24 protein-coding genes are annotated in these 18,166 nt (G+C 66.4%); 6 read left to right on the top strand and 18 right to left on the bottom strand.

Annotated elements, in window-relative coordinates:
- From tolA to BMY22_RS19830, 10 genes are all read right to left on the bottom strand, one after another.
- Window positions 1-531 (bottom strand): cell envelope integrity protein TolA (gene tolA, locus BMY22_RS19875; RefSeq protein WP_090624942.1); only part of this gene is annotated, 531 nt, incomplete at its 3' end.
- Window positions 531-983, bottom strand: coding sequence for a protein TolR (gene tolR / locus BMY22_RS19870; protein WP_090624940.1), 453 nt, complete (start codon window positions 981-983; stop codon window positions 531-533). The genes tolR and tolA, both read right to left, overlap by 1 nt.
- Before the next feature lie 11 nt (window positions 984-994).
- Window positions 995-1,690 (bottom strand): protein TolQ, encoded by a 696-nt coding sequence (gene tolQ, locus BMY22_RS19865; RefSeq protein ID WP_090624939.1) that lies wholly within the window; start codon window positions 1,688-1,690, stop codon window positions 995-997.
- A gap of 2 nt (window positions 1,691-1,692) precedes the next feature.
- Window positions 1,693-2,136, bottom strand: a complete 444-nt coding sequence (ybgC, locus tag BMY22_RS19860) for a tol-pal system-associated acyl-CoA thioesterase (protein WP_090624937.1) — start codon at window positions 2,134-2,136, stop codon at window positions 1,693-1,695.
- A gap of 52 nt (window positions 2,137-2,188) precedes the next feature.
- Entirely contained in the window at window positions 2,189-3,247 is a 1,059-nt protein-coding gene (gene ruvB, locus BMY22_RS19855) for a Holliday junction branch migration DNA helicase RuvB (protein ID WP_090624935.1), read from the bottom strand.
- Window positions 3,248-3,853: a Holliday junction branch migration protein RuvA gene (gene ruvA / locus BMY22_RS19850; RefSeq protein ID WP_090624934.1), complete on the bottom strand. Its 606-nt coding sequence runs from the start codon at window positions 3,851-3,853 to the stop codon at window positions 3,248-3,250.
- A 16-nt stretch (window positions 3,854-3,869) separates the two neighbouring features.
- Window positions 3,870-4,394 carry a crossover junction endodeoxyribonuclease RuvC gene (ruvC, locus tag BMY22_RS19845; RefSeq protein WP_090624932.1) on the bottom strand — a complete coding sequence of 175 codons (525 nt, stop codon included), beginning with the start codon at window positions 4,392-4,394 and terminating at the stop codon, window positions 3,870-3,872.
- 55 nt (window positions 4,395-4,449) lie between these two features.
- A complete protein-coding gene (locus BMY22_RS19840; protein ID WP_090624931.1) occupies window positions 4,450-5,199 on the bottom strand; it encodes a YebC/PmpR family DNA-binding transcriptional regulator in 750 nt (249 codons plus the stop codon).
- 86 nt (window positions 5,200-5,285) lie between these two features.
- Window positions 5,286-7,061, bottom strand: a complete 1,776-nt coding sequence (gene aspS / locus BMY22_RS19835; RefSeq protein ID WP_090624929.1) for an aspartate--tRNA ligase — start codon at window positions 7,059-7,061, stop codon at window positions 5,286-5,288.
- 43 nt (window positions 7,062-7,104) lie between these two features.
- On the bottom strand, window positions 7,105-7,371 hold the full coding sequence (locus BMY22_RS19830) for an FmdB family zinc ribbon protein (RefSeq protein ID WP_090624927.1): 267 nt from the start codon (window positions 7,369-7,371) through the stop codon (window positions 7,105-7,107).
- A gap of 184 nt (window positions 7,372-7,555) precedes the next feature.
- Between BMY22_RS19830 and BMY22_RS19825 the strand changes: the two genes are divergently transcribed.
- Genes BMY22_RS19825 through BMY22_RS19815 form a run of 3 tightly spaced genes read left to right on the top strand, consistent with a single transcriptional unit; the run spans window position 7,556 to window position 10,808 of the window.
- Window positions 7,556-9,271 (top strand): proline--tRNA ligase, encoded by a 1,716-nt coding sequence (locus BMY22_RS19825; RefSeq protein ID WP_090624925.1) that lies wholly within the window; start codon window positions 7,556-7,558, stop codon window positions 9,269-9,271.
- 9 nt (window positions 9,272-9,280) lie between these two features.
- Window positions 9,281-10,228 (top strand): hypothetical protein, encoded by a 948-nt coding sequence (locus BMY22_RS19820; RefSeq protein WP_090624924.1) that lies wholly within the window; start codon window positions 9,281-9,283, stop codon window positions 10,226-10,228.
- Between the two features lie 10 nt (window positions 10,229-10,238).
- Window positions 10,239-10,808, top strand: coding sequence for a lytic transglycosylase domain-containing protein (locus BMY22_RS19815; RefSeq protein WP_090624922.1), 570 nt, complete (start codon window positions 10,239-10,241; stop codon window positions 10,806-10,808).
- A gap of 3 nt (window positions 10,809-10,811) precedes the next feature.
- Here the strand turns inward: BMY22_RS19815 and BMY22_RS19810 are convergent, their stop codons facing one another.
- From BMY22_RS19810 to BMY22_RS19800, 3 genes are all read right to left on the bottom strand, one after another.
- The gene (locus BMY22_RS19810) at window positions 10,812-11,087 is read right to left on the bottom strand and encodes an acylphosphatase (RefSeq protein WP_090624920.1); all 276 of its coding nucleotides are present in this window, start codon (window positions 11,085-11,087) and stop codon (window positions 10,812-10,814) included.
- A gap of 1 nt (window position 11,088) precedes the next feature.
- Window positions 11,089-11,559, bottom strand: coding sequence for a TlpA disulfide reductase family protein (locus BMY22_RS19805; protein WP_090624919.1), 471 nt, complete (start codon window positions 11,557-11,559; stop codon window positions 11,089-11,091).
- A 107-nt stretch (window positions 11,560-11,666) separates the two neighbouring features.
- The gene (locus BMY22_RS19800) at window positions 11,667-12,893 is read right to left on the bottom strand and encodes a YihY family inner membrane protein (RefSeq protein ID WP_090624917.1); all 1,227 of its coding nucleotides are present in this window, start codon (window positions 12,891-12,893) and stop codon (window positions 11,667-11,669) included.
- 96 nt (window positions 12,894-12,989) lie between these two features.
- On the opposite strand from BMY22_RS19800, the gene arsC reads away from it, so the two are divergent.
- From arsC to BMY22_RS19785, 3 genes are read left to right on the top strand one after another with little or no spacing between them, the layout of a single operon-like run.
- Window positions 12,990-13,343, top strand: a complete 354-nt coding sequence (gene arsC, locus BMY22_RS19795; protein ID WP_090624916.1) for an arsenate reductase (glutaredoxin) — start codon at window positions 12,990-12,992, stop codon at window positions 13,341-13,343.
- A complete protein-coding gene (gene wrbA / locus BMY22_RS19790) occupies window positions 13,340-13,945 on the top strand; it encodes an NAD(P)H:quinone oxidoreductase (RefSeq protein ID WP_090624914.1) in 606 nt (201 codons plus the stop codon). Before arsC ends, wrbA begins: the two co-directional genes overlap by 4 nt.
- Window positions 13,938-14,345 carry a DUF2069 domain-containing protein gene (locus BMY22_RS19785; RefSeq protein WP_090624913.1) on the top strand — a complete coding sequence of 136 codons (408 nt, stop codon included), beginning with the start codon at window positions 13,938-13,940 and terminating at the stop codon, window positions 14,343-14,345. The genes wrbA and BMY22_RS19785 overlap by 8 nt, the downstream gene beginning before the upstream one ends.
- A 17-nt stretch (window positions 14,346-14,362) precedes the next feature.
- On the opposite strand, the gene hda is transcribed toward BMY22_RS19785, so the two are convergent.
- The 5 genes from hda to BMY22_RS25445 all read right to left on the bottom strand — a co-directional run.
- Window positions 14,363-15,067 (bottom strand): DnaA regulatory inactivator Hda, encoded by a 705-nt coding sequence (hda, locus tag BMY22_RS19780; RefSeq protein WP_090624911.1) that lies wholly within the window; start codon window positions 15,065-15,067, stop codon window positions 14,363-14,365.
- A complete protein-coding gene (locus BMY22_RS19775) occupies window positions 15,064-16,170 on the bottom strand; it encodes an AI-2E family transporter (protein WP_090624910.1) in 1,107 nt (368 codons plus the stop codon). Before BMY22_RS19775 ends, hda begins: the two co-directional genes overlap by 4 nt.
- On the bottom strand, window positions 16,167-16,715 hold the full coding sequence (locus tag BMY22_RS19770; RefSeq protein ID WP_090624908.1) for a CDP-alcohol phosphatidyltransferase family protein: 549 nt from the start codon (window positions 16,713-16,715) through the stop codon (window positions 16,167-16,169). The genes BMY22_RS19775 and BMY22_RS19770 overlap by 4 nt, the downstream gene beginning before the upstream one ends.
- Before the next feature lie 47 nt (window positions 16,716-16,762).
- The gene (locus BMY22_RS19765; protein ID WP_090624907.1) at window positions 16,763-17,764 is read right to left on the bottom strand and encodes a DUF2066 domain-containing protein; all 1,002 of its coding nucleotides are present in this window, start codon (window positions 17,762-17,764) and stop codon (window positions 16,763-16,765) included.
- 142 nt (window positions 17,765-17,906) lie between these two features.
- A partial coding sequence (locus BMY22_RS25445) for an ISAs1 family transposase (protein ID WP_143068559.1) occupies window positions 17,907-18,166 on the bottom strand: 260 nt, incomplete at its 5' end.

Raw genomic sequence — 18,166 nt, 5'->3', positions numbered from 1 at the left:
CTTCTTCTTGGCCTCCTCGGCAGCAGCCTGCTTCTTCGCTTCTTCGGCAGACTTCTTCTTGGCCTCCTCGGCGGCCGCCTGCTTCTTCGACTCTTCGGCGGCCTTCTGTTTGACCTCCTCGGCAGCGGCTTGCTTCTTCGCCTCCTCGGCAGCCTTCTTCTTAGATTCCTCGACGGCGGCCTGTTTCGCCGCCTCCGCCTTTCGAGCCTCTTCGGATTTCTTTTGTTCCGCCGCCTTGGCCATGACCAGTTGCTGCTGCTCGAGCTTCTTCTGCTCCATCTGCTCGACCTCATATTGGCGAGCAGCTGTTTTCTGTGCCTCTCCGGCAATCTTCTGATTGGTCTGGGTGGTTGCCCGACTCTGCGATTTCATTTGATACAGCGTGGCCTGGACGATCGGTCTAGCCGGAGGAAGCTCCGGTGCCATGGAGAAGCTGACGAACAGCATGGCAAAGACGAGCAGGTGCAGGCCGAACGCCAGCACGATCGGCCAGAAATAGCCTTCCGAGGGGGAGCGCTCGCGCCGTTGCATCAGGGAGCCTCGGTGATCAGCCCGACATTGCCCACGTCGGCCTCTTGCAGCCCTCCCATGAGGGCCATGACTGCACCGTAGTCGACAGACTTGTCGCCGCGCACGAAGACCTGCACCCGCTTACCCTGACTGCGGGTCTGGGCGATGATCTTGCTCACCGCGTCGACCAGCTCGTCCAGCTTCTGGGCAGTGTCCTGGGCGGTCTCGGTGTCCACCTCGCTGCCCATGTTCCAGTAGTAGCTCTTGTCGGCCTTGATGGAAATGGTCAGCACCCGCGCATCGTTGTCCTGCGGCAGCACCTCGCTGGATACCTTGGGCAGCTCGACCTTGACGCCTTGGTTGAGCATGGGAGCGGTCACCATGAAGATCACCAGCAGCACCAGCATCACGTCGATATAGGGCACCACGTTCATCTCGGCGACCGGCTTGCGCCTGTTGCGAATTCTCGCCATCAGCTAGGGCCTCATGCGTCCGAAGAGTGCACCTTGCGATGCAGGATTGCCTGAAACTCGTCGGCGAAGGTGTAGTAACGGGCGATCAGCATCTCCCCCCGCGCGGAAAAGCGGTTGTAGGCGATGACCGCCGGAATCGCGGCGAACAGACCGATGGCAGTGGCGATCAGCGCCTCAGCGATCCCCGGAGCCACGGTGGAGAGCGTCGCCTGCTGCACCTGGGCCAGACCGCGGAAGGAGTTCATGATCCCCCAGACGGTGCCGAACAGACCAATGTAGGGACTGGTGGAGCCCACGGTGGCGAGGAACGGCAGGCTCTGCTCGAGCTTTTCCTCCTCGCGGGAGATCGCCACGCGCATCGAGCGGGACACCCCCTCCATCACCGCATCCGGAACGACCCCGGACTGCTGGCAGAGACGGGAGAACTCCTTGAAGCCGGCACGGAAGATCCGCTCCAGACCTGAATCCGGATCTGGCTCGCTACCCGCCTGGCGATAGAGCTTGGCCAGATCGATGCCCGACCAGAAGCGCTCCTCGAATGCATCCAGGGACCTCTTGGCGGCGCGCAGCAGGTTGCCGCGCTGAAAAATCATGATCCACGAAGTGACCGAGGCGGCCACTAGAACGAGCATGACCAGCTGCACCACCAGACTGGCGTTGCTGATCAGGCTCCACATGGACATATGGTCAACGGCGTTGGCTTCCACGCTTATTCTCCTGCTGAAGATGGACCCGGGCCCGCCAAGACGGCCCGCAGCGCCTCGGGAATGGCCCGGGGTTTCAAACTTTCGGCGCGCACACAGGCCACCAGAACCCGTCCCTCGCAAAGCAGCGCATCATCCGCGGCCCGCCGTACCTGCTGATGAAAGCGCAGGCTGGCGCGGTTCGATTCGCATACCTGTGCACTCACCAGCAACTCGTCGTCCAGCCGCGCCGGCGCGAAATAGCGCGCCTCGCTGGAGTGCACGACGAACAGCAGGCCCTCCCTCGCCAGCCGGGACTGGACGAAACCCAGCTCGCGCAGCCGCTCGGTACGGGCCCGCTCCATGAATTTGAGGTAATTGACGTAGTAAACGATGCCACCGGCGTCGGTATCTTCGTAATACACCCGACAGCGATGGATGAACGACGGTATTCCGCTTTGCGCGCGCATACTCTAGTGCCAGCCCTCGAGGTTGCCAATCGGACGGAAAAACAATTTTCCCTCACTCGCCGCCAGCCGGCTCGCCGGAGTAGGGATCGGCCGTCACCGGCTCCATCCGGGCAGGCAGGTTCAGACCGAAATGCAGATAGGCATGGCGAGTAGCCACTCGTCCGCGCGGGGTACGCATCATGTAGCCCTGCTGGATGAGGTAGGGCTCGAGAACGTCCTCGATGGTATGGCGCTCCTCGCTGATCGCTGCCGCCAGGTTGTCCACGCCGACCGGGCCGCCGTCGAACTTCTCGATCAGGGTCAGCAGCAGGCGCCGGTCCTGATGGTCGAAGCCGAGTTCGTCGATGTCCAGGAGATTCAGCGCCAGGCTGGCGATCTGCCGAGTGATTCGCCCGTCCCCACGCACCTGGGCGAAATCCCGCACCCGGCGCAACAGGCGATTGGCGATGCGCGGCGTACCTCGGGCACGTCGGGCGATCTCGAAGGCGCCCTCGGCCTCGATCGGCAGACCGAGAATGCCGGCAGAACGACCGACGATGGTCGACAGGTCGGCGATGGAATAGAACTCCAGACGCTGGACGATACCGAAGCGATCGCGCAGCGGATTGGTCAGCATACCGGCACGGGTAGTCGCACCGACTAGGGTGAACGGCGGCAGGTCGAGCTTGATCGAGCGTGCGGCCGGCCCCTCGCCGATCATGATGTCGAGCTGAAAGTCCTCCATAGCCGGATAGAGCACCTCCTCGACGACCGGCGAGAGGCGGTGGATCTCGTCGACGAACAGCACGTCGCCGGACTCGAGATTGGTCAGCAACGCGGCGAGATCGCCGGGGCGCTCCAGCACCGGACCCGAGGTACTCTTCAGCGACACCCCCATCTCCTGGGCGATGATGTTGGCCAGGGTAGTCTTGCCCAGCCCCGGCGGGCCGAAGATCAGGGTATGGTCGAGGGCTTCGCTGCGGCCTCTGGCCGCCTGGATGAACAACTCCATCTGCTCGCGCACCACCGGCTGGCCGATGTATTCGGCCAGTTTCAACGGGCGGATGGCGCGGTCCTGCTGCTCCTCGCGGTCGCGGCCGGTTGCGGTGATCAGACGGTCGGCTTCGATCACTCAGGCCATCCCCCGCAACGCCCGGCGAATCAGCTCCTCGCTGCTCAAACCTTCCTCCTGCACGGCAGCAACTGCGCGACTGGCCTCCTGCGGCTTGAAGCCGAGGGCGACCAGCGCGCTCAGCGCATCGCTTTCCGCAGTCGTGACTGCAGCTGCTGGATTGGGCTCCAGCAGCCGCGGAGCGGCGGTCGACAAATCCTCCCAGGCCTTGAAACGATCCTTGAGTTCGACCAGCAGACGTTCGGCAGTCTTCTTGCCGACCCCCGGCACCCGGGTCAACGCCTTGGTATCGCCCGCCTGCACGCAACGCACCAGCTCATCCAGTTCCAACCCCGACATCAGTGCCAGCGCCAGCTTGGGGCCGACCCCGTTGAGGCGGATCAGCTCGCGAAACAGCTCACGCTCGCGCTTCTCGCAGAAACCGTAGAGTAGGTGGGCATCCTCGCGCACCACCAGATGGGTGTGCAGGGTGACCGGCTCGCTCAGCGCAGGCAGACGATAGAGGGTAGTCATCGGCACCTCGACCTCGTAGCCGACACCATTGACCTCCACGAGCAAATGCGGCGGTTGCTTCTCCGCCAAGGTACCGCGCAAACGTCCGATCAAGATCCGCTTTCCTTGTTCACAAACGCAACCTCCCACCCCGCCGCCTGGCACCGTCCAGGCCGTGGGGAATCAGGCTCTGCCGGTGGTGGGCATGGCACAGGGCTATGGCCAGGGCGTCGGAAGCATCGATTTGCGGCTTCTGTACCAGTCGAAGCAGATGCATCACCATCATCTGCACCTGCTGCTTGTCCGCCCCACCGCTGCCGACGATGGCCTGCTTGACCTGGGTGGCGGTGTACTCGGCGATCTCCAGGCCCGCCTCCGCCGCCGCGACGATCGCCGCACCACGCGCCTGGCCGAGCTTCAGGGCGGAATCGGCATTGCGCGCCATGAACACCTGCTCGATGCCCATGGTCACCGGACCGTGGCTGCGGATGATCTCGCATACGCCACGATACACTGCCTGCAGGCGCTCGGGCAGGGTTCCGCTGCCGGTACGGATGCAACCGGAGGCGACGTACTCACAACCACGCCCATGGTCACGCACCACGCCGAAGCCGGTGATCCGCGAGCCGGGGTCGATACCCAGGATAAGCGTCATGAGGTGGAAGCTTGAAGCCGAAAGAACGGCCCGGCCTCAAGCTTCAAGCCCACCATCAGCCTAGCTGCTCCATGATCTCGTCGGGAATCTCGGCGTTGTGGTAGACGTTCTGCACGTCGTCCAGATCCTCCAGCATATCGATCAGCTTGAGTACCTTCTGCGCGGTTTCCAGATCGGCGATCGGTGCGGTGATCGAGGGGATCATCGCCACTTCGGCCTCGTCGCCCTTGAAACCGGCGGCGGTCAGCGCCTCGTTGACAGCATGGAAGTCGGCGAAGCTGGTGAACACGTCCACCGAACCGTCGTCGTTGGTGACAATATCGTCGGCGCCGGCCTCCAGGGCCGCCTCCATCAGGGCTTCCTCGTTGACGCCCGGAGCAAAGCTGATCTGCCCCTTGCGTTCGAACATGTAGGCCACCGAACCGTCGGTGCCCAGGTTGCCCCCGGCCTTGCTGAAGGCATGGCGCACTTCGGCGGCGGTACGGTTGCGGTTGTCGGTCATCGCCTCGATGATGATCGCCACCCCGCTCGGCGCATAGCCCTCATAGCTCAGCTCGGCCATGTTGTCCGCTTCGTTCGAGCCGGCGCCGCGGGCGATGGCGCGGTCGATGGTGTCGCGGGTCATGTTGGAGGTCAGCGCCTTGTCCACCGCCAGACGCAGCCGGGGGTTGTCCGCCGGGTTGCCGCCGCCATGCTTGGCGGCCACGGTCAGCTCGCGGATCAGCTTGGTGAAGATCTTGCCCCGCTTGGCGTCCTGGCGCTCCTTGCGGTGCTTGATGTTGGCCCATTTGGAATGACCAGCCATAACTCACTCCGTATATCTGTCTGTCCGGTGTGCTCTTGCAGGAGCGAGCCCGATCGCGAGCCGGCCCGCCCCCGCGGCGATGCCGATCACTCGGCCTTCGGTTGCTCGCGCAGGCGGATGTGCAGCTCGCGCAGCGCCTTGGCGTCCACCACGCCCGGCGCCTGAGTCATCACGCAGGCGGCGCTCTGGGTTTTCGGGAAAGCGATGACTTCGCGGATCGAACCCGCGCCAGTCATCAGCATCACCAGGCGGTCCAGGCCGAAGGCCAGACCACCGTGCGGCGGCGCGCCAAACTTCAGCGCATCGAGGAGGAAACCGAACTTCTCCTGCTGCTCCTCCTCGCTGATGCCCAGCACGCGGAACACCGCCTGCTGCATGGCTTTGTCGTGGATACGGATCGAGCCGCCGCCCAGCTCGGTGCCGTTGAGCACCATGTCGTAGGCACGCGACAGTGCGGCAGCCGGATTGGCCTCCAACTCCTCGGGAGTGCACTTGGGCGCGGTGAAGGGGTGGTGCAACGCGGAGAGCGAACCGTCGTCGCCCTCCTCGAACATCGGGAAGTCCACGACCCACATCGGCGCCCACTCGCAGGTGAGCAGGTTCAGGTCGTGGCCGACCTTGATGCGCAAGGCACCGAGGGCCTCGGAAACGATCTTGGCCTTATCCGCGCCGAAGAACACGATGTCGCCGTCGACCGCACCGACGCGGTCAAGAATCACGTTGAGATTGGCTTCGGGGATGTTCTTGACGATCGGCGACTGCAGGCCTTCGACGCCCTTGGCACGCTCGTTGACCTTGATGTAGGCCAGCCCCTTGGCGCCGTAGATGCCGACGAACTTGGTGTAGTCGTCGATCTGCTTGCGCGGCATGCTCGCCGCACCCGGCACGCGCAGGGCGGCAACACGGCACTTCGGATCATTGGCCGGACCGGCGAACACCTTGAACTCCACGTCCTTCAGCTGGTCGGCGACATCCACCAGCTCCAGCGGGATGCGCAGGTCCGGCTTGTCCGAACCGTAGCGGCGCATGGCCTCCTCGAAGGTCATGTGCGGGAACTCGCCGAACTCGAGATCCAGCACCTCCTTGAACAGCTTGCGGATCATGCTCTCGGTCAGGCCGATGATGTCCGCCTCGTCGAGGAAGCTGGTCTCGATGTCGATCTGGGTGAATTCCGGCTGGCGATCGGCACGCAGGTCCTCGTCGCGGAAGCACTTGGCGATCTGGTAGTAGCGGTCGAAGCCGGCGACCATCAGCAGCTGCTTGAACAGCTGCGGCGACTGCGGCAGGGCAAAGAAGCTGCCGGCATGGGTGCGGCTCGGCACCAGATAATCGCGCGCGCCTTCCGGGGTGGCGCGGGTGAGGATCGGGGTTTCCACGTCGAGGAAACCGTTCTCGTCCAGGTAGCGGCGGATGCTCGAGGTGATGCTGGAGCGCAGCTTGAGCTTGGCGGCCATTTCCGGGCGACGCAGGTCGATGAAGCGGTAGCGCAGGCGGGTCTCCTCGCCGACGTCGCTGTACTCGTCCAGCGGGAACGGCGGGGTCTCGGCCTGGTTCAGCACGTCCAGCTCGTAGCCCAGCACCTCGATGGCGCCGGAAACCATGTTCGGATTGACCGCGCCGGCCGGGCGCAGGCGCACCTTGCCGACGATCTTGACCACGTATTCGCTGCGCACCCGGTCGGCCTTGGCGAAGGTTTCCGCGCGATCCGGGTCGAACACCACCTGGGCCAGACCTTCGCGGTCGCGGATGTCGAGGAAGATCACCCCGCCGTGGTCGCGACGACGGTGTACCCAGCCGCAGAGGGTGACTTCCTGGCCTTCCAGGCTTTCGTTCAGTTGGCCGCAATAGTGGCTGCGCATCATGATGGTGCTTCTTCTCTCGATTCTTGAATTCGGGTGGAGCGGCTCACTCGGCCGCCGCGCAGGCGCCGCCGCAACCGCCTCCCGCACAGGCGGGTGCACTGTCGCCGCTGGCGAGGTTCTTCTTCGCGCCGGTCTTGAAGTCGGTCTCGTACCAGCCGCCGCCCTTGAGGCGGAAGCCCGGCACCGAGAGCAGCTTCTTCAGCTCGGGCGACTTGCAGCTCGGACAATCGACCAGCGGCGCATCGCTGAACATCTGGATGGTTTCCAGCTGATGGCCACAAGCAGCGCACTGATACTCGTAAATAGGCATCGGACACTCCACGCATCGGGGACGACTGCGCCGCGAGCCCCGCCCGCTGCAAAGCGGGGGATTATATATGGTTAATCGACCCCGCGCAGCCTGCCGAAGCCCCGCCGATTCTGTACGCGCAGTATCCGCCGCCGTACAATGCCCGCCACTTTTTCCGCCCCCGCAACGGACAGAACAGCCCAACATGCGCACCAGTCAGTATCTGCTCTCGACCCTCAAGGAAACCCCCTCCGATGCCGTGGTGATCAGCCACCAGCTGCTGCTGCGCGCCGGGATGATCCGCAAGCTGGCCTCCGGTCTCTACACCTGGCTGCCACTGGGGTTGCGCGCCCTGCGCAAGGCCGAGGCCATCGTCCGCGAGGAGATGGACAAGGCCGGTGCCCTGGAGGTGCTGATGCCGGCCATTCAGCCGGCCGAGCTATGGCAGGAGTCCGGCCGCTGGGAGCAGTACGGCCCCGAACTGCTGCGCATCCGCGACCGTCACGACCGCGAGTTCTGCGTCGGCCCGACCCACGAGGAAGTGATCACCGACCTGGCGCGCAACGAGCTGAACAGCTACAAGCAGTTGCCGATCAACTTCTACCAGATCCAGACCAAGTTCCGCGACGAGATCCGCCCGCGCTTCGGCCTGATGCGCGGCCGCGAGTTCCTGATGAAGGACGCCTACTCCTTCCACCTCACCCAAGAGTCGCTGCAGGAAACCTATGACCGCATGCACCAGGCCTACTGCAACGTGTTCACCCGCCTGGGCCTGAACTTCCGCCCGGTGCAGGCCGACACCGGCTCGATCGGCGGCACCGGCTCCCACGAATTCCACGTACTGGCCGAATCCGGCGAGGACGACATCGCCTTCAGCGACAGCTCCGACTATGCCGCCAACATCGAGAAGGCTGAGGCCATTCCGCGCGAGCAGGAACGCGGCGCGCCGACCGAGGAACTGCGCCTGGTCGACACGCCGGATGCCAAGACCATCGACGAGCTGGTCGCGCAGTTCGGCGTGGCCATCGAGAAGACCGTCAAGACCCTGGTGGTGCACGGCGCCGAGGAAGGCCAGTTGGTCGCCCTGATCGTCCGCGGCGACCACGAACTCAACGAGATCAAGGCGGCCAACCTGGCGCAAGTCGCCAGCCCCCTGGTGTTCGCCTCGGAAGCCGAGATCCGCGCCGCGATCGGCGCCGGCCCCGGCTCCCTCGGCCCGCTGAACCTGCCGATCCCGGTGATCGTCGACCGCTCGGTGGCGCTCTCGAGCAACTTCGGCGCCGGCGCCAACCTCGACGGCAAGCACTACTTCGGCGTCAACTGGGAGCGCGACCTGCCGCTGCCGGAGGTCGCCGACCTGCGCAACGTGGTGGCGGGCGACCCCAGCCCGGACGGCCAGGGCAGCCTGGTGATCAAGCGCGGCATCGAAGTCGGCCACATCTTCCAGCTCGGCACCAAGTACAGCGAAGCGCTGAACTGCAAGGTGCTCGGCGAGAACGGCAAGCCGGTGACCCTGATCATGGGCTGCTACGGCATCGGCGTCTCCCGCGTGGTCGCCGCCGCCATCGAGCAGAACCACGACGAGCGCGGCATCCTCTGGCCGCAGGCGCTGGCACCGTTCCAGATCGCCATCGTGCCGATGAAGTACGAGAACGCCGCGGTCAAGGAGGCCACCGACCGCCTGTACGCCGAACTGACGGCCGCCGGCTACGAGGTGCTGCTCGACGACCGCGACAAGAAGACCAGCCCCGGGGTCAAGTTCGCCGACATGGAGCTGATCGGCATCCCTCACCGCATCGTGGTGAGCGAGCGCGGCCTGGCCGAGGGCACCCTGGAGTACAAGAACCGCCGCGAGACCGACGTCCAGGCCATCCCGGCTGCCGACCTCCCGGCCTTCCTTAGCAACCGCATTGGCCGCTGATCCCACGTCATGCTCACCCAAAGCTCCCTGCGTCTCGGCGCCGCACTCTGCGGCGCCCTCCTGCTCGCCGGCTGCGCCAACCAGCTGCCCCAGCGCAGCGAGCACGAAGAGCGCGTCGAACGCAAACTCCTGAGCCACAGCCTGCAAATCGACCTCGGCGAGCCGGCGATGCTGGACCTGCCGCAGCGGCAGGTCCGCATCCACGACCAGAAGACCTTCGAGATCAGCGAGTTCGAGGTGACCCGCCGCTACGACCGCTACACCCCCTACCAGCCCTGGCGGGAACTCTACGAGATTCCCCTGGGGATGGTAGCGGTGGTGGCCGGGCTTGCCGCCAACGCGCTCAACGTGGCCGCCTTCGGCACGCTGCCCGACCTCGCCACCGAGGGCTGGATCGACTACGGCTTCGCCGGTCTCAACCCGGCGATGAACATCGAGTCCAACGGACGCGCCCAGCAGAACCTGGCGCGCCTGGACGAGCAACTGAAGGAGCGTCGCACGGAGCACTCCAGCCTACCTTGGGCCGAACGCCCGGTGTCGGTCGGAACCGGAGCACGAACCTACGAACTGCTCACCGACCGCCACGGCGCCCTGCACCTGAACCTGCTCGACAGTCCCTTCAGCCTGCAGGATGTCCGTGTCGCCCGGTTGCAACTGAACGTAGCAGATCCCCAGGACGACACCCGCGCGGAGGCCGTGCTACCAGTCAGCCGCAGCCTGGGTGGCAAGCTGCGCGAGGCCCACGACCTGGTCTATGCCGATCTGGAGAGCGACGAGGTCGGGCAATGGGTACACCGGGTCAAGCGGCTCGCCGCACTCGGCCTGGAAGAGGAAGCCAGCGAGCTGGAACAGAGCCTGATCGAACTGACCCGCCACGATCCGGAACTGCAACGGGAGTTTCTCGCCGATCTGCAGAAGAGAGCCGGACGTCGAGCAGCGGTTCCTTCCGGCGACTGAGGACGGCCGCATGCAGCTCCCGCGACTCGCCCTGCTCTGCCTGCTCGCCCTGCCGCTACCGACCGTCGCCAGCCTGCCGCAGGCGCCGGAGCCGGAACTGCGCGATCTGCTGCAACGCACGGTCGCCGAGGCGGACAGCTTCACCGACCGCTTCGAGGCGGAAGTCTGGCTGCTGGACATGTCGACTCGTCTGAACCGCTACCTGCCGGATCACACCGAACGCCTGGGCCTGCTGCGCACGGTGCACCGCGAGGCGAACAAAGCCGGCCTGCGCCCCGACCTGGTGCTGGCAGTGATCCATGCGGAAAGCCGCTTCGACCGCTTCGCCATATCCCCGGTCGGCGCCCAGGGAATGATGCAGGTGATGCCGTTCTGGAAAGCCGAACTGGGCCGTCCGCAGGACAACCTCACCGACAACGCCACCAACCTGCGCTACGGCTGCACCATCCTCAGCTACTACCTGAAAAAGGAAAAGGGCGACCTCAACCGCGCCCTGGCCCGCTACAACGGCAGCCTGGGACAGTATCGCTACCCGTCGAAGGTGATCGGCCTGTGGCACGACGTCTGGTACGTCAAGTGAGGGTCAGCCCCGCACGCAAAAATCCACGAAGCCCTGCAGAACCACCTCCTCCAGCTCCACCCCGTCGACCAGGGCCCGCTCGGGACCTTGCCGCAGCCAGTCCGCCAGCTCGCGCACCGCGGCCTCCTCGCCCTCGACCCAGACCTCGACCCGCCCGTCGGCGAGGTTCCGTACCCAGCCGGCCAGCGCCAGGCGCTCGGCGTGCAACGCCGTGCTTTGCCGGTAATAGACACCCTGAACCCTGCCGCTGACCAACGCATGCACGCCGACTCGCGCCACCTCAGGACTCCTCCCTGCGCAATGCCCGCAGGCGTGCGGTCAGGCCGGCGGCGGTCTGCTCGCCGAGCAGCCGCTCGCGCAGCCGGCCCTGCGCATCGATGATATAGGTGACCGGCAAGACCTCGCCGGGCGGCAACTGCAGACGCTCGGCCGGGTCCTGCGCCAGCACACCGAAGCGGATGCCCAGCGCCTCGCTGGCGCGGGCCAGCTCGGCGCCCTGCAGGCCGTCGAAGTTCACCCCGACGACGCGCACGCCGCGGCCCCGGTACTGCTCGGCCAGGGCGTTCAGCTGGGCGATCTCGCCGCGGCAGGGCGAACACCACTCCGCCCAGTAGTTGATCACCAGCCACTGGCCCTCCAATTGTTCGGCGGCAACCGGCCGCCCATGCTGGTCGAGCCCCCAGTCCTCACTACAACCGGCCAGCGCCAGCCCGGCGGCCAACGCCAGGACGACTCCCATTCGCCTTCCCATAAAGCTCCTCCCCCGACGACCCACGATCCGGCAGACCTCTTCCCACAGACAAAGCATCGCCGCAAGCCGGCCGCCGCGCAAATATCGCCCCTATCCACAGCGGCGGCTCAGGGCGCCGGCACAGGCGGCTGCAGCCAATGCGCCAGGCTCTCGCCGAACAGCGCCGCGCGCTCCCGCTGGAGTCGTTCCAGGGCACTGCGCAAGGCCGGGAACCAGGGCTCGTCGAGACGCTCGGGAAGCTGATCGAGGTGCGGCAGCGGCCAGGGCGAACGGCTCAGCAGAAGCTCCAGGCTATAGCGGTTCAGGTCCCGGCAGAGCACCCAGCCGCCATCGCTGGTGCGGCAAACCAGCTGCTCGTGTTCGAGGAAATCGAGGATCTCATCCCAGAGCGCATCGGGCAGCGACCAGCCGGCACGTTGCATATCGGCCTGGCCGACGGCCTGGCCGGACTGCTGGCGCTGGTGGAACACCCGCAGCACGCCGAGCAGCACCAGCAGGTGCGGCAGCGGATTGCGCCGCCAGCGCCGGACGGCGGACAGGTTGCAGACCAGCTCGGCGCCCAGCAATACGATCATCCAGCTCAGGTAGATCCACAGGAGGAACAGCGGCACAGTGGCGAAGGCTCCGTAGATCAGCTGATAGGTGGGGAACAGGCTGACATAGAGACCGAACAGCATCTTCGCCGCCTCGAACAGCACGGCAGCGAACAGCCCGCCCTGCAGCGCATGGCGCAGCGGCACCGCGGTATTGGGCACCGCCGCATAGAGCAGGGTGAAGGCTGCCGCGCTGAACGCCAGGGGCATGAAATTCAGCAGCAGCCTCGCCCCCGCCAAGGCATAGGGATCGGAGATCAGCGCCAGGGAGGAGATGTAGGTGCTCAGCGCGAAGCCCGTCCCCAGCAGCAACGGGCCCAGACTGAGGATCGCCCAGTGGAGCAGGAAGCTGGACAGGCCACGGCGCGGCTGGCGCACCCGCCAGATGGCATTGAAGGTGTGCTCGATGGTCATCAGCATGAGGAACGCGGTGACCATCAGCAGTCCAACACCGACCCAGGTCAGATGCCGCGCCTGCTCGATGAAGGTCTTGAGGTAATCCTGCAGCATGGCGCCGCTGGAGGGCACGAAGTTGCGGAAGATGAAGCCCTGGATCTGCTCGCCCATGCCCTGGAACTCCGGAACGACCGAGAGCACGACAAAAGTCAGGGTCATCATCGGCACCACCGCGAACAGCGTCGTATAGGTCAGCGCCGCGGCGCTCTGCGGACCGCGATCAGCCAGAAAGCGCTCAAGCAGATAACGCCAGAAATCCAGGGTATCGACGAAGCGTTGGCGCATGCCCTTTCCTTACCGTGAGCGACGACGGGCACAGGGTTCATCCATGCGCCGGGGTGGTTAGAATAGCGGCCCGACCCCGCTGGATGCGATCCACCCATGACCGATCTGACGCTCTACCACAATCCCCGCTGCTCCAAATCCCGCGGCGCGCTGGAACTGCTCGAGTCCCGCGGCCTGCAACCGACGGTGGTGCGCTACCTGGAAACCCCGCCCAGCATCGCGGAACTCGGAGAGCTGCTCGGCAAGCTCGGCATCCCGGCCCGCCAGCTGCTGCGCAGCGGCGAGGAGGAATACAAGGCGCTGAACCTGGCCGATCCCGCGCTGAGCGAGGCGCAGCTGATCGAGGCCATGGCCGCCCATCCCCGGCTGATCGAGCGGCCGATCCTGGTGGCCGGCGACCGTGCGGCGATCGGCCGCCCGCCGGAGAAGGTCCTGGAGCTGCTGTCGTGAGCGCGTCCTACATCCTGGTGCTGTATTACAGCCGCCACGGCGCCACCGCCGAAATGGCCCGGCAGATCGCTCGCGGCGTCGAACTCGGCGGCCTCGAGGCGCGCCTGCGCACGGTGCCGGCGGTGTCTGCCGAGTGCGAGGCGACGGCGCCGGCGCTCCCCGCCGAGGGCGCCCTCTACGCCAGCCTGGACGATCTGCGCCACTGCGCCGGACTGGCGCTTGGCAGCCCGACCCGCTTCGGCAACATGGCGGCCCCGCTGAAATACTTCCTCGACGGCACCAGCAGCCTATGGTTGACCGGCGAACTGGTCGGCAAGCCGGCCGCCGTATTCACCTCCACCGCCAGCCTGCACGGCGGCCAGGAAACCACCCTGCTGTCGATGCTGCTGCCCCTGCTGCACCACGGCATGCTGGTCTGCGGGCTGCCCTATAGCGAGGCGGCGCTACTCGAGACCCAGGGCGGCGGCACCCCCTACGGCGCCAGTCACCATGCCGGCAGCGACGGCAAGCGGCCTCTCGACGAGCACGAAATCGCCCTCTGCCGTGCCCTCGGCCTGCGCCTGGCGCAGACCGCCCGACGCCTGGAGAGCGGCCGTGGCTAGAAAAGCGAAACCGCTACCCAGCCTGGAATGGCTGGCTCCGCGCCTGAAAGCCAGCCGCGCACTCACCCTCGCCAGCTTCCTCGCTCTCGCCACCCTGCTGGTGATGTGGAACCTGGCCTTCGCCGACCTGCATGGCGCCCGCCCCTGGGTGATCATCGGCATCCAGCTGCTGCCCCTGGCGTTGCTCGCCCCGGGCCTGCTGCTCGGCAATGCGCGTGCCCATGCCTGGGCCTGCTTCGTGGTGAACCTGTACTTCATCCAGGGCGTGACCGCCGCCATCGATCCGGCGCGCCGGCTGTTCGGCTGGCTGGAAGCCCTGCTCGGCCTGACCTTGTTCTGCGCCGCCCTGCTCTACACCCGCTGGCGCTTCCAGCACGACCGCCGGCTGGCCGGGGAATAGGACGGGAGCGACCCGCCCTACCAGCCCAGGGTTTCCTTGAGGAAGGGAATGGTCAGCTTGCGCTGGGCCTGCAGCGAGGCCTGGTCCAGTTTGTCGAGCAGTTCGAACAGCGCCGCCATGCTGCGCGAGCCGCGGGTGAGGATGAAGCGCCCGACTTCGTCGGTGAGGTGCAGGCCGCGGCGCGAGGCACGCAGCTGCAGGGCGCGCAGCTTGTCCTCGTCGGACAGCCCCTGGAGCTGAAAGACCAGCGCCAGGGTCAGGCGCGACTTCAGGTCCGGCAGCTTGACCGGCAGTTCGCGCGGCGGCATCGCGGCGGAGAGCAGCAGACGACGCCCCGCATCGCGCAGGCGATTGAACAGGTGGAACATCGCCTCTTCCCAGTCGGCGCGCCCGGCGATCGCCTCCAGATCGTCCAGGCAGACCAGCTCGCTCTGCTCCAGGTTGTCCAGCAGCGCCGGGCCGTAGTCCGCCAGCTCGGCCAGCGGCAGGTAGATCGCCAGCTCGCGGCGCTGCTCGAAGCGGATGCAGGCAGCCTGCAACAGATGACTACGCCCGACGCCCTCCCCCCCCCACAGGTAGATCAGGCTTTCCGTCCAGCCGGCGTCGGGCTCGCAGAGGCGCTCGACATAGCCGAGCGCACCCGCATTGGCGCCGGGGTAATAGTTGGCGAAGGTGGCGTCGTCGCGCAGACGCACCCCGAGGGGCAGCTGGATCGGTTTCATGTCGGCCCGGGCGACTCCGCAGAACCGCCGCTGGAGTCTCCGTGGCTGGACTCTCCGTAAAGTTCGGAAAGTTTATATAAATCGTGGACATGACGCAGCAAAACCATGATCACCGCGGCCACCGGCAGAGCCAGCAGCACGCCGGTGAAGCCGAACAGCTGGCCGCCGGCAAGGACGGCGAAGATCACCGCCACCGGATGCAGGCCGATCCGGTCGCCGACCAGCAGCGGGGTCAGCAGCATCCCCTCTAGCAGTTGACCGACGGTGAACACCGCCGCCACGCCGATCAGCGGATAGGGATCGCCGCCGAACTGGAACAGCGCCGAGACCAGCGCAGCGCCGATGCCAACCACGAAGCCCATGTAGGGCACGATGCTCGCCAGCCCGGCCAGAAGTCCGATCAGCAGGCCCAGGTCGAGGCCGATCAGCATCAGCCCCAGCGCATAGACCACGCCGAGCGCCAGCATCACCAGTAACTGCCCGCGCAGGAAGGCGCCGAGCACCTCGTGACACTCGCCGGTCAGCCCCACCACCACACCCTCGCGCCGCCGCGGCAGCAGGGTGCGTAGCTTGGCCACCAGGATGTCCCAGTCGCGCAGCAGGTAGAAGCTCACCACCGGCACCAGCAGCAGATTGCCCAGCCAAGCGAGCAAGGCCAGGCCGGAGGCGGTGGCCTGGCTGAGCAGTTGGCTGACCATATCGGTGGTCTTGCCCAGTTGCCCGGCGAACATCGCCTTGAGCTGGTCCAGATGCCAGAACCCCTTGGCCAGCCCCAGTTTCACCTGGACCCACGGCAGGGCCACCTGCTGCAGCCAGTCGAGCATCAGCGGCGCCAGCTCGTAGAGGTGCACCAGCTGCCGACCCAGCATCGGCAGCAGGAACAGCAGAAACAGCAACAGCAGCAGGCCGAACAGGGCGAACACCGCCACCACCCCCCAGGTCCGCGACAGCCCGCGCTCCTCCAGGCGGTCCACCAGGGGATCGCCCAGGTAGGCCAGCAGGATGCCGACCAGGAAGGGCGAAAGAATCGGCATCAGCAGATAGATCAGCCAGCCGGCGAAGAACAGCCCGGCCAGCCAGAGCCAGCGGTTCGAATCGGTCATGTGGAATCCTTGTGCCTACGATACTTGTCGGTCCACTCCCGCACATAGTCGACGGCGCTGGCCAGGCTGCCCAGCACCACCAGCACGATCAGCGGCAGGCGCAGCGCGGCAAAGGCCGGCAGCAGGCTCGCCTGCAGCAGCACCACGCTCACCAGGGCGGTCTGCAGAAAGGTGGAAAGCTTGCCCAGCCGGCTCGGACTGATCGTCAGCGAGCCGACCCGCCAGCGGTAGCAGACGGCACCGGCGACGATCAGCATATCCCGCGCCAGCACCACCAGCGCCAGCCACCCGGGAATGAGTCCAACCCAACTCAGGCAGAGGCAACTGACGACCAGCAACAGCTTATCCGCCAGCGGATCGAGCAGGGCACCCAGCCGGCTGGTCCAGGCGAAGCGCCGGGCGAGAAAGCCGTCCAGCGCATCGCTGGCGCCGGCCAGGACGAACAGCAACAGGGCCGAGTCATAAGCCTCGGCGAGGATCAGCCAGGCGACCGGCGGCACCAGCAGGAAGCGCAGCAGGGTCAGCAGATTGGGCAAGTGATGCATGGACGGCTCCAGCCGCAGGTCCGCCCCTTCAGCGTCTCAATGGCCGCTCACCAGCGAAAGCTCAGTGTCGTTTCGCGCGACTGGACCATCGGCGCCTGGCCGGCCGCCGCCCCGGTACCCTCTTCGCGCAGGCCGATCAGCGCCATCTGGGAGCGCACTTGGGCAACCGTGGAGTCGAGCTGGTAGACCAGCCGGTCGCCCTCGACCTGGCGCAGGCGGGCGCCGAAAGGTTCGAGGGTGCGCTCCAGCTCGGCGTAGCGGGCCAGGTTGGCGCCCCCCACCTGCAGGGTCAGGCGCTCGGTCGCCTCCTGCTTGCCCATGAAGCGCTCCGCCAGCCGCTCGCTCGTCGCCAGCATCACCGCATCGGCCAGGGTGGCGCTGTCCGGCGCCTCGGCAGCGCCCTCCTGCTGGCTGCCGTCGGCCGACAGGCGCCACTGCGCCAGCCACTTGCCGCCCTCCTGGCGGGCACGTACGGCGAGCATGGCATTGGCCCCATAGCGTCCGGACGCCCCCGCCAAGCCCGTACCACTGGCCAGATTCTCCGGGGTGGCGACCAGTTGCTCGTCGAGGTCGGCCATCGGCAGGCGCAGCGGCAACCCACGATACTGGGCAGCATTGCGCAGCGGCTGTGCGCTGTCCTGACCATCGCCGACCAGTTGGGCGGCGCCGCCGGCCTCGTTCAGCCACCAGACCAGCAGACTGGGACGGTTGGCCCCCCACAGCGGCAGGCCGGCCTGGCGCAGTTGGCCCTGGGTAGAGGCCGGGTCGAAATCGACCACCAGCGCCTGCCCTTCGTAACCGTACTTGAGGATCAACTGCTGTGGGTCCTGACGCGCGGCAGCCAGGGCCGGGCTCTGCAGTACCTCGGGCTTGCCGGTCAGACGCACCAGCAGGGTGTCCAGAGCCCGCCGCAGGGCCTGGTCGCGCGCCGCCGGCTGCTGACTGGCGACCGGCTCGCGGACCTGATAGAGGCCGGTGAGCTGCTCGGCGAGAGCAGGCAGACTGAGCAGCGACAGGCAAAGCAGGAGCGGACGGGCGATCGGGCGCATGACGGAAATCTCGACTTGGCGGCGCAGGGGCCGCGAACGGGGGTATACCTTAAACAGCCGCCGATTCCCCGGCAACCGCGAGTACCGCCCGCAGGCCGCATTCCAGGGCGTGCGGCGCTTCCGGCCGGGCAGGGCAATCGCGCTATGAGGCATCCGGGCCAAACAGCAGTTGGGTTCGGTACTGCGCATTGGTGCAAGCCCGCATGCGCCGCCTGCCAATGCTCAGTTGACTGCTGTCGTTCTGTCGTATCAGGTTCAGTGCCGCGCGGCGTATCACGGCCAGGTTGCTGGCCGAGTGGTCCTTGCGACTGCGATTGGCATCCTCGCGAAACTGCACATCCAACACCCAGTGCTGGCTGTTCTCAATGGCCCAGTGGTCGCGCACCACGCCGGCAAAGCGTT

This window comes from Azotobacter beijerinckii (genome assembly GCF_900110885.1).
Taxonomy (GTDB): Bacteria; Pseudomonadota; Gammaproteobacteria; order Pseudomonadales; family Pseudomonadaceae; genus Azotobacter; species Azotobacter beijerinckii.
The sequence above is the reverse complement of the archived record's forward strand: the minus strand, read 5'-3'. Positions and strand labels throughout refer to the sequence as shown.

What these genes read in the sequence shown, in the direction of transcription:
- BMY22_RS19825 (WP_090624925.1), top strand. Translation starts at nt 7,556, where the DNA reads ATGCGCACCAGTCAGTATCTGCTCTCGACCCTCAAGGAAACCCCCTCC.
- hda (WP_090624911.1), bottom strand. Translation starts at nt 15,067, where the DNA reads ATGAAACCGATCCAGCTGCCCCTCGGGGTGCGTCTGCGCGACGACGCC.
- BMY22_RS19820 (WP_090624924.1), top strand. Translation starts at nt 9,281, where the DNA reads ATGCTCACCCAAAGCTCCCTGCGTCTCGGCGCCGCACTCTGCGGCGCC.
- BMY22_RS19815 (WP_090624922.1), top strand. Translation starts at nt 10,239, where the DNA reads ATGCAGCTCCCGCGACTCGCCCTGCTCTGCCTGCTCGCCCTGCCGCTA.
- aspS (WP_090624929.1), bottom strand. Translation starts at nt 7,061, where the DNA reads ATGATGCGCAGCCACTATTGCGGCCAACTGAACGAAAGCCTGGAAGGC.
- ruvC (WP_090624932.1), bottom strand. Translation starts at nt 4,394, where the DNA reads ATGACGCTTATCCTGGGTATCGACCCCGGCTCGCGGATCACCGGCTTC.
- arsC (WP_090624916.1), top strand. Translation starts at nt 12,990, where the DNA reads ATGACCGATCTGACGCTCTACCACAATCCCCGCTGCTCCAAATCCCGC.
- ybgC (WP_090624937.1), bottom strand. Translation starts at nt 2,136, where the DNA reads ATGCGCGCGCAAAGCGGAATACCGTCGTTCATCCATCGCTGTCGGGTG.
- BMY22_RS19800 (WP_090624917.1), bottom strand. Translation starts at nt 12,893, where the DNA reads ATGCGCCAACGCTTCGTCGATACCCTGGATTTCTGGCGTTATCTGCTT.
- BMY22_RS19770 (WP_090624908.1), bottom strand. Translation starts at nt 16,715, where the DNA reads ATGCATCACTTGCCCAATCTGCTGACCCTGCTGCGCTTCCTGCTGGTG.
- BMY22_RS19765 (WP_090624907.1), bottom strand. Translation starts at nt 17,764, where the DNA reads ATGCGCCCGATCGCCCGTCCGCTCCTGCTTTGCCTGTCGCTGCTCAGT.
- BMY22_RS19775 (WP_090624910.1), bottom strand. Translation starts at nt 16,170, where the DNA reads ATGACCGATTCGAACCGCTGGCTCTGGCTGGCCGGGCTGTTCTTCGCC.
- BMY22_RS19840 (WP_090624931.1), bottom strand. Translation starts at nt 5,199, where the DNA reads ATGGCTGGTCATTCCAAATGGGCCAACATCAAGCACCGCAAGGAGCGC.
- BMY22_RS19805 (WP_090624919.1), bottom strand. Translation starts at nt 11,559, where the DNA reads ATGGGAAGGCGAATGGGAGTCGTCCTGGCGTTGGCCGCCGGGCTGGCG.
- tolR (WP_090624940.1), bottom strand. Translation starts at nt 983, where the DNA reads ATGGCGAGAATTCGCAACAGGCGCAAGCCGGTCGCCGAGATGAACGTG.
- BMY22_RS19830 (WP_090624927.1), bottom strand. Translation starts at nt 7,371, where the DNA reads ATGCCTATTTACGAGTATCAGTGCGCTGCTTGTGGCCATCAGCTGGAA.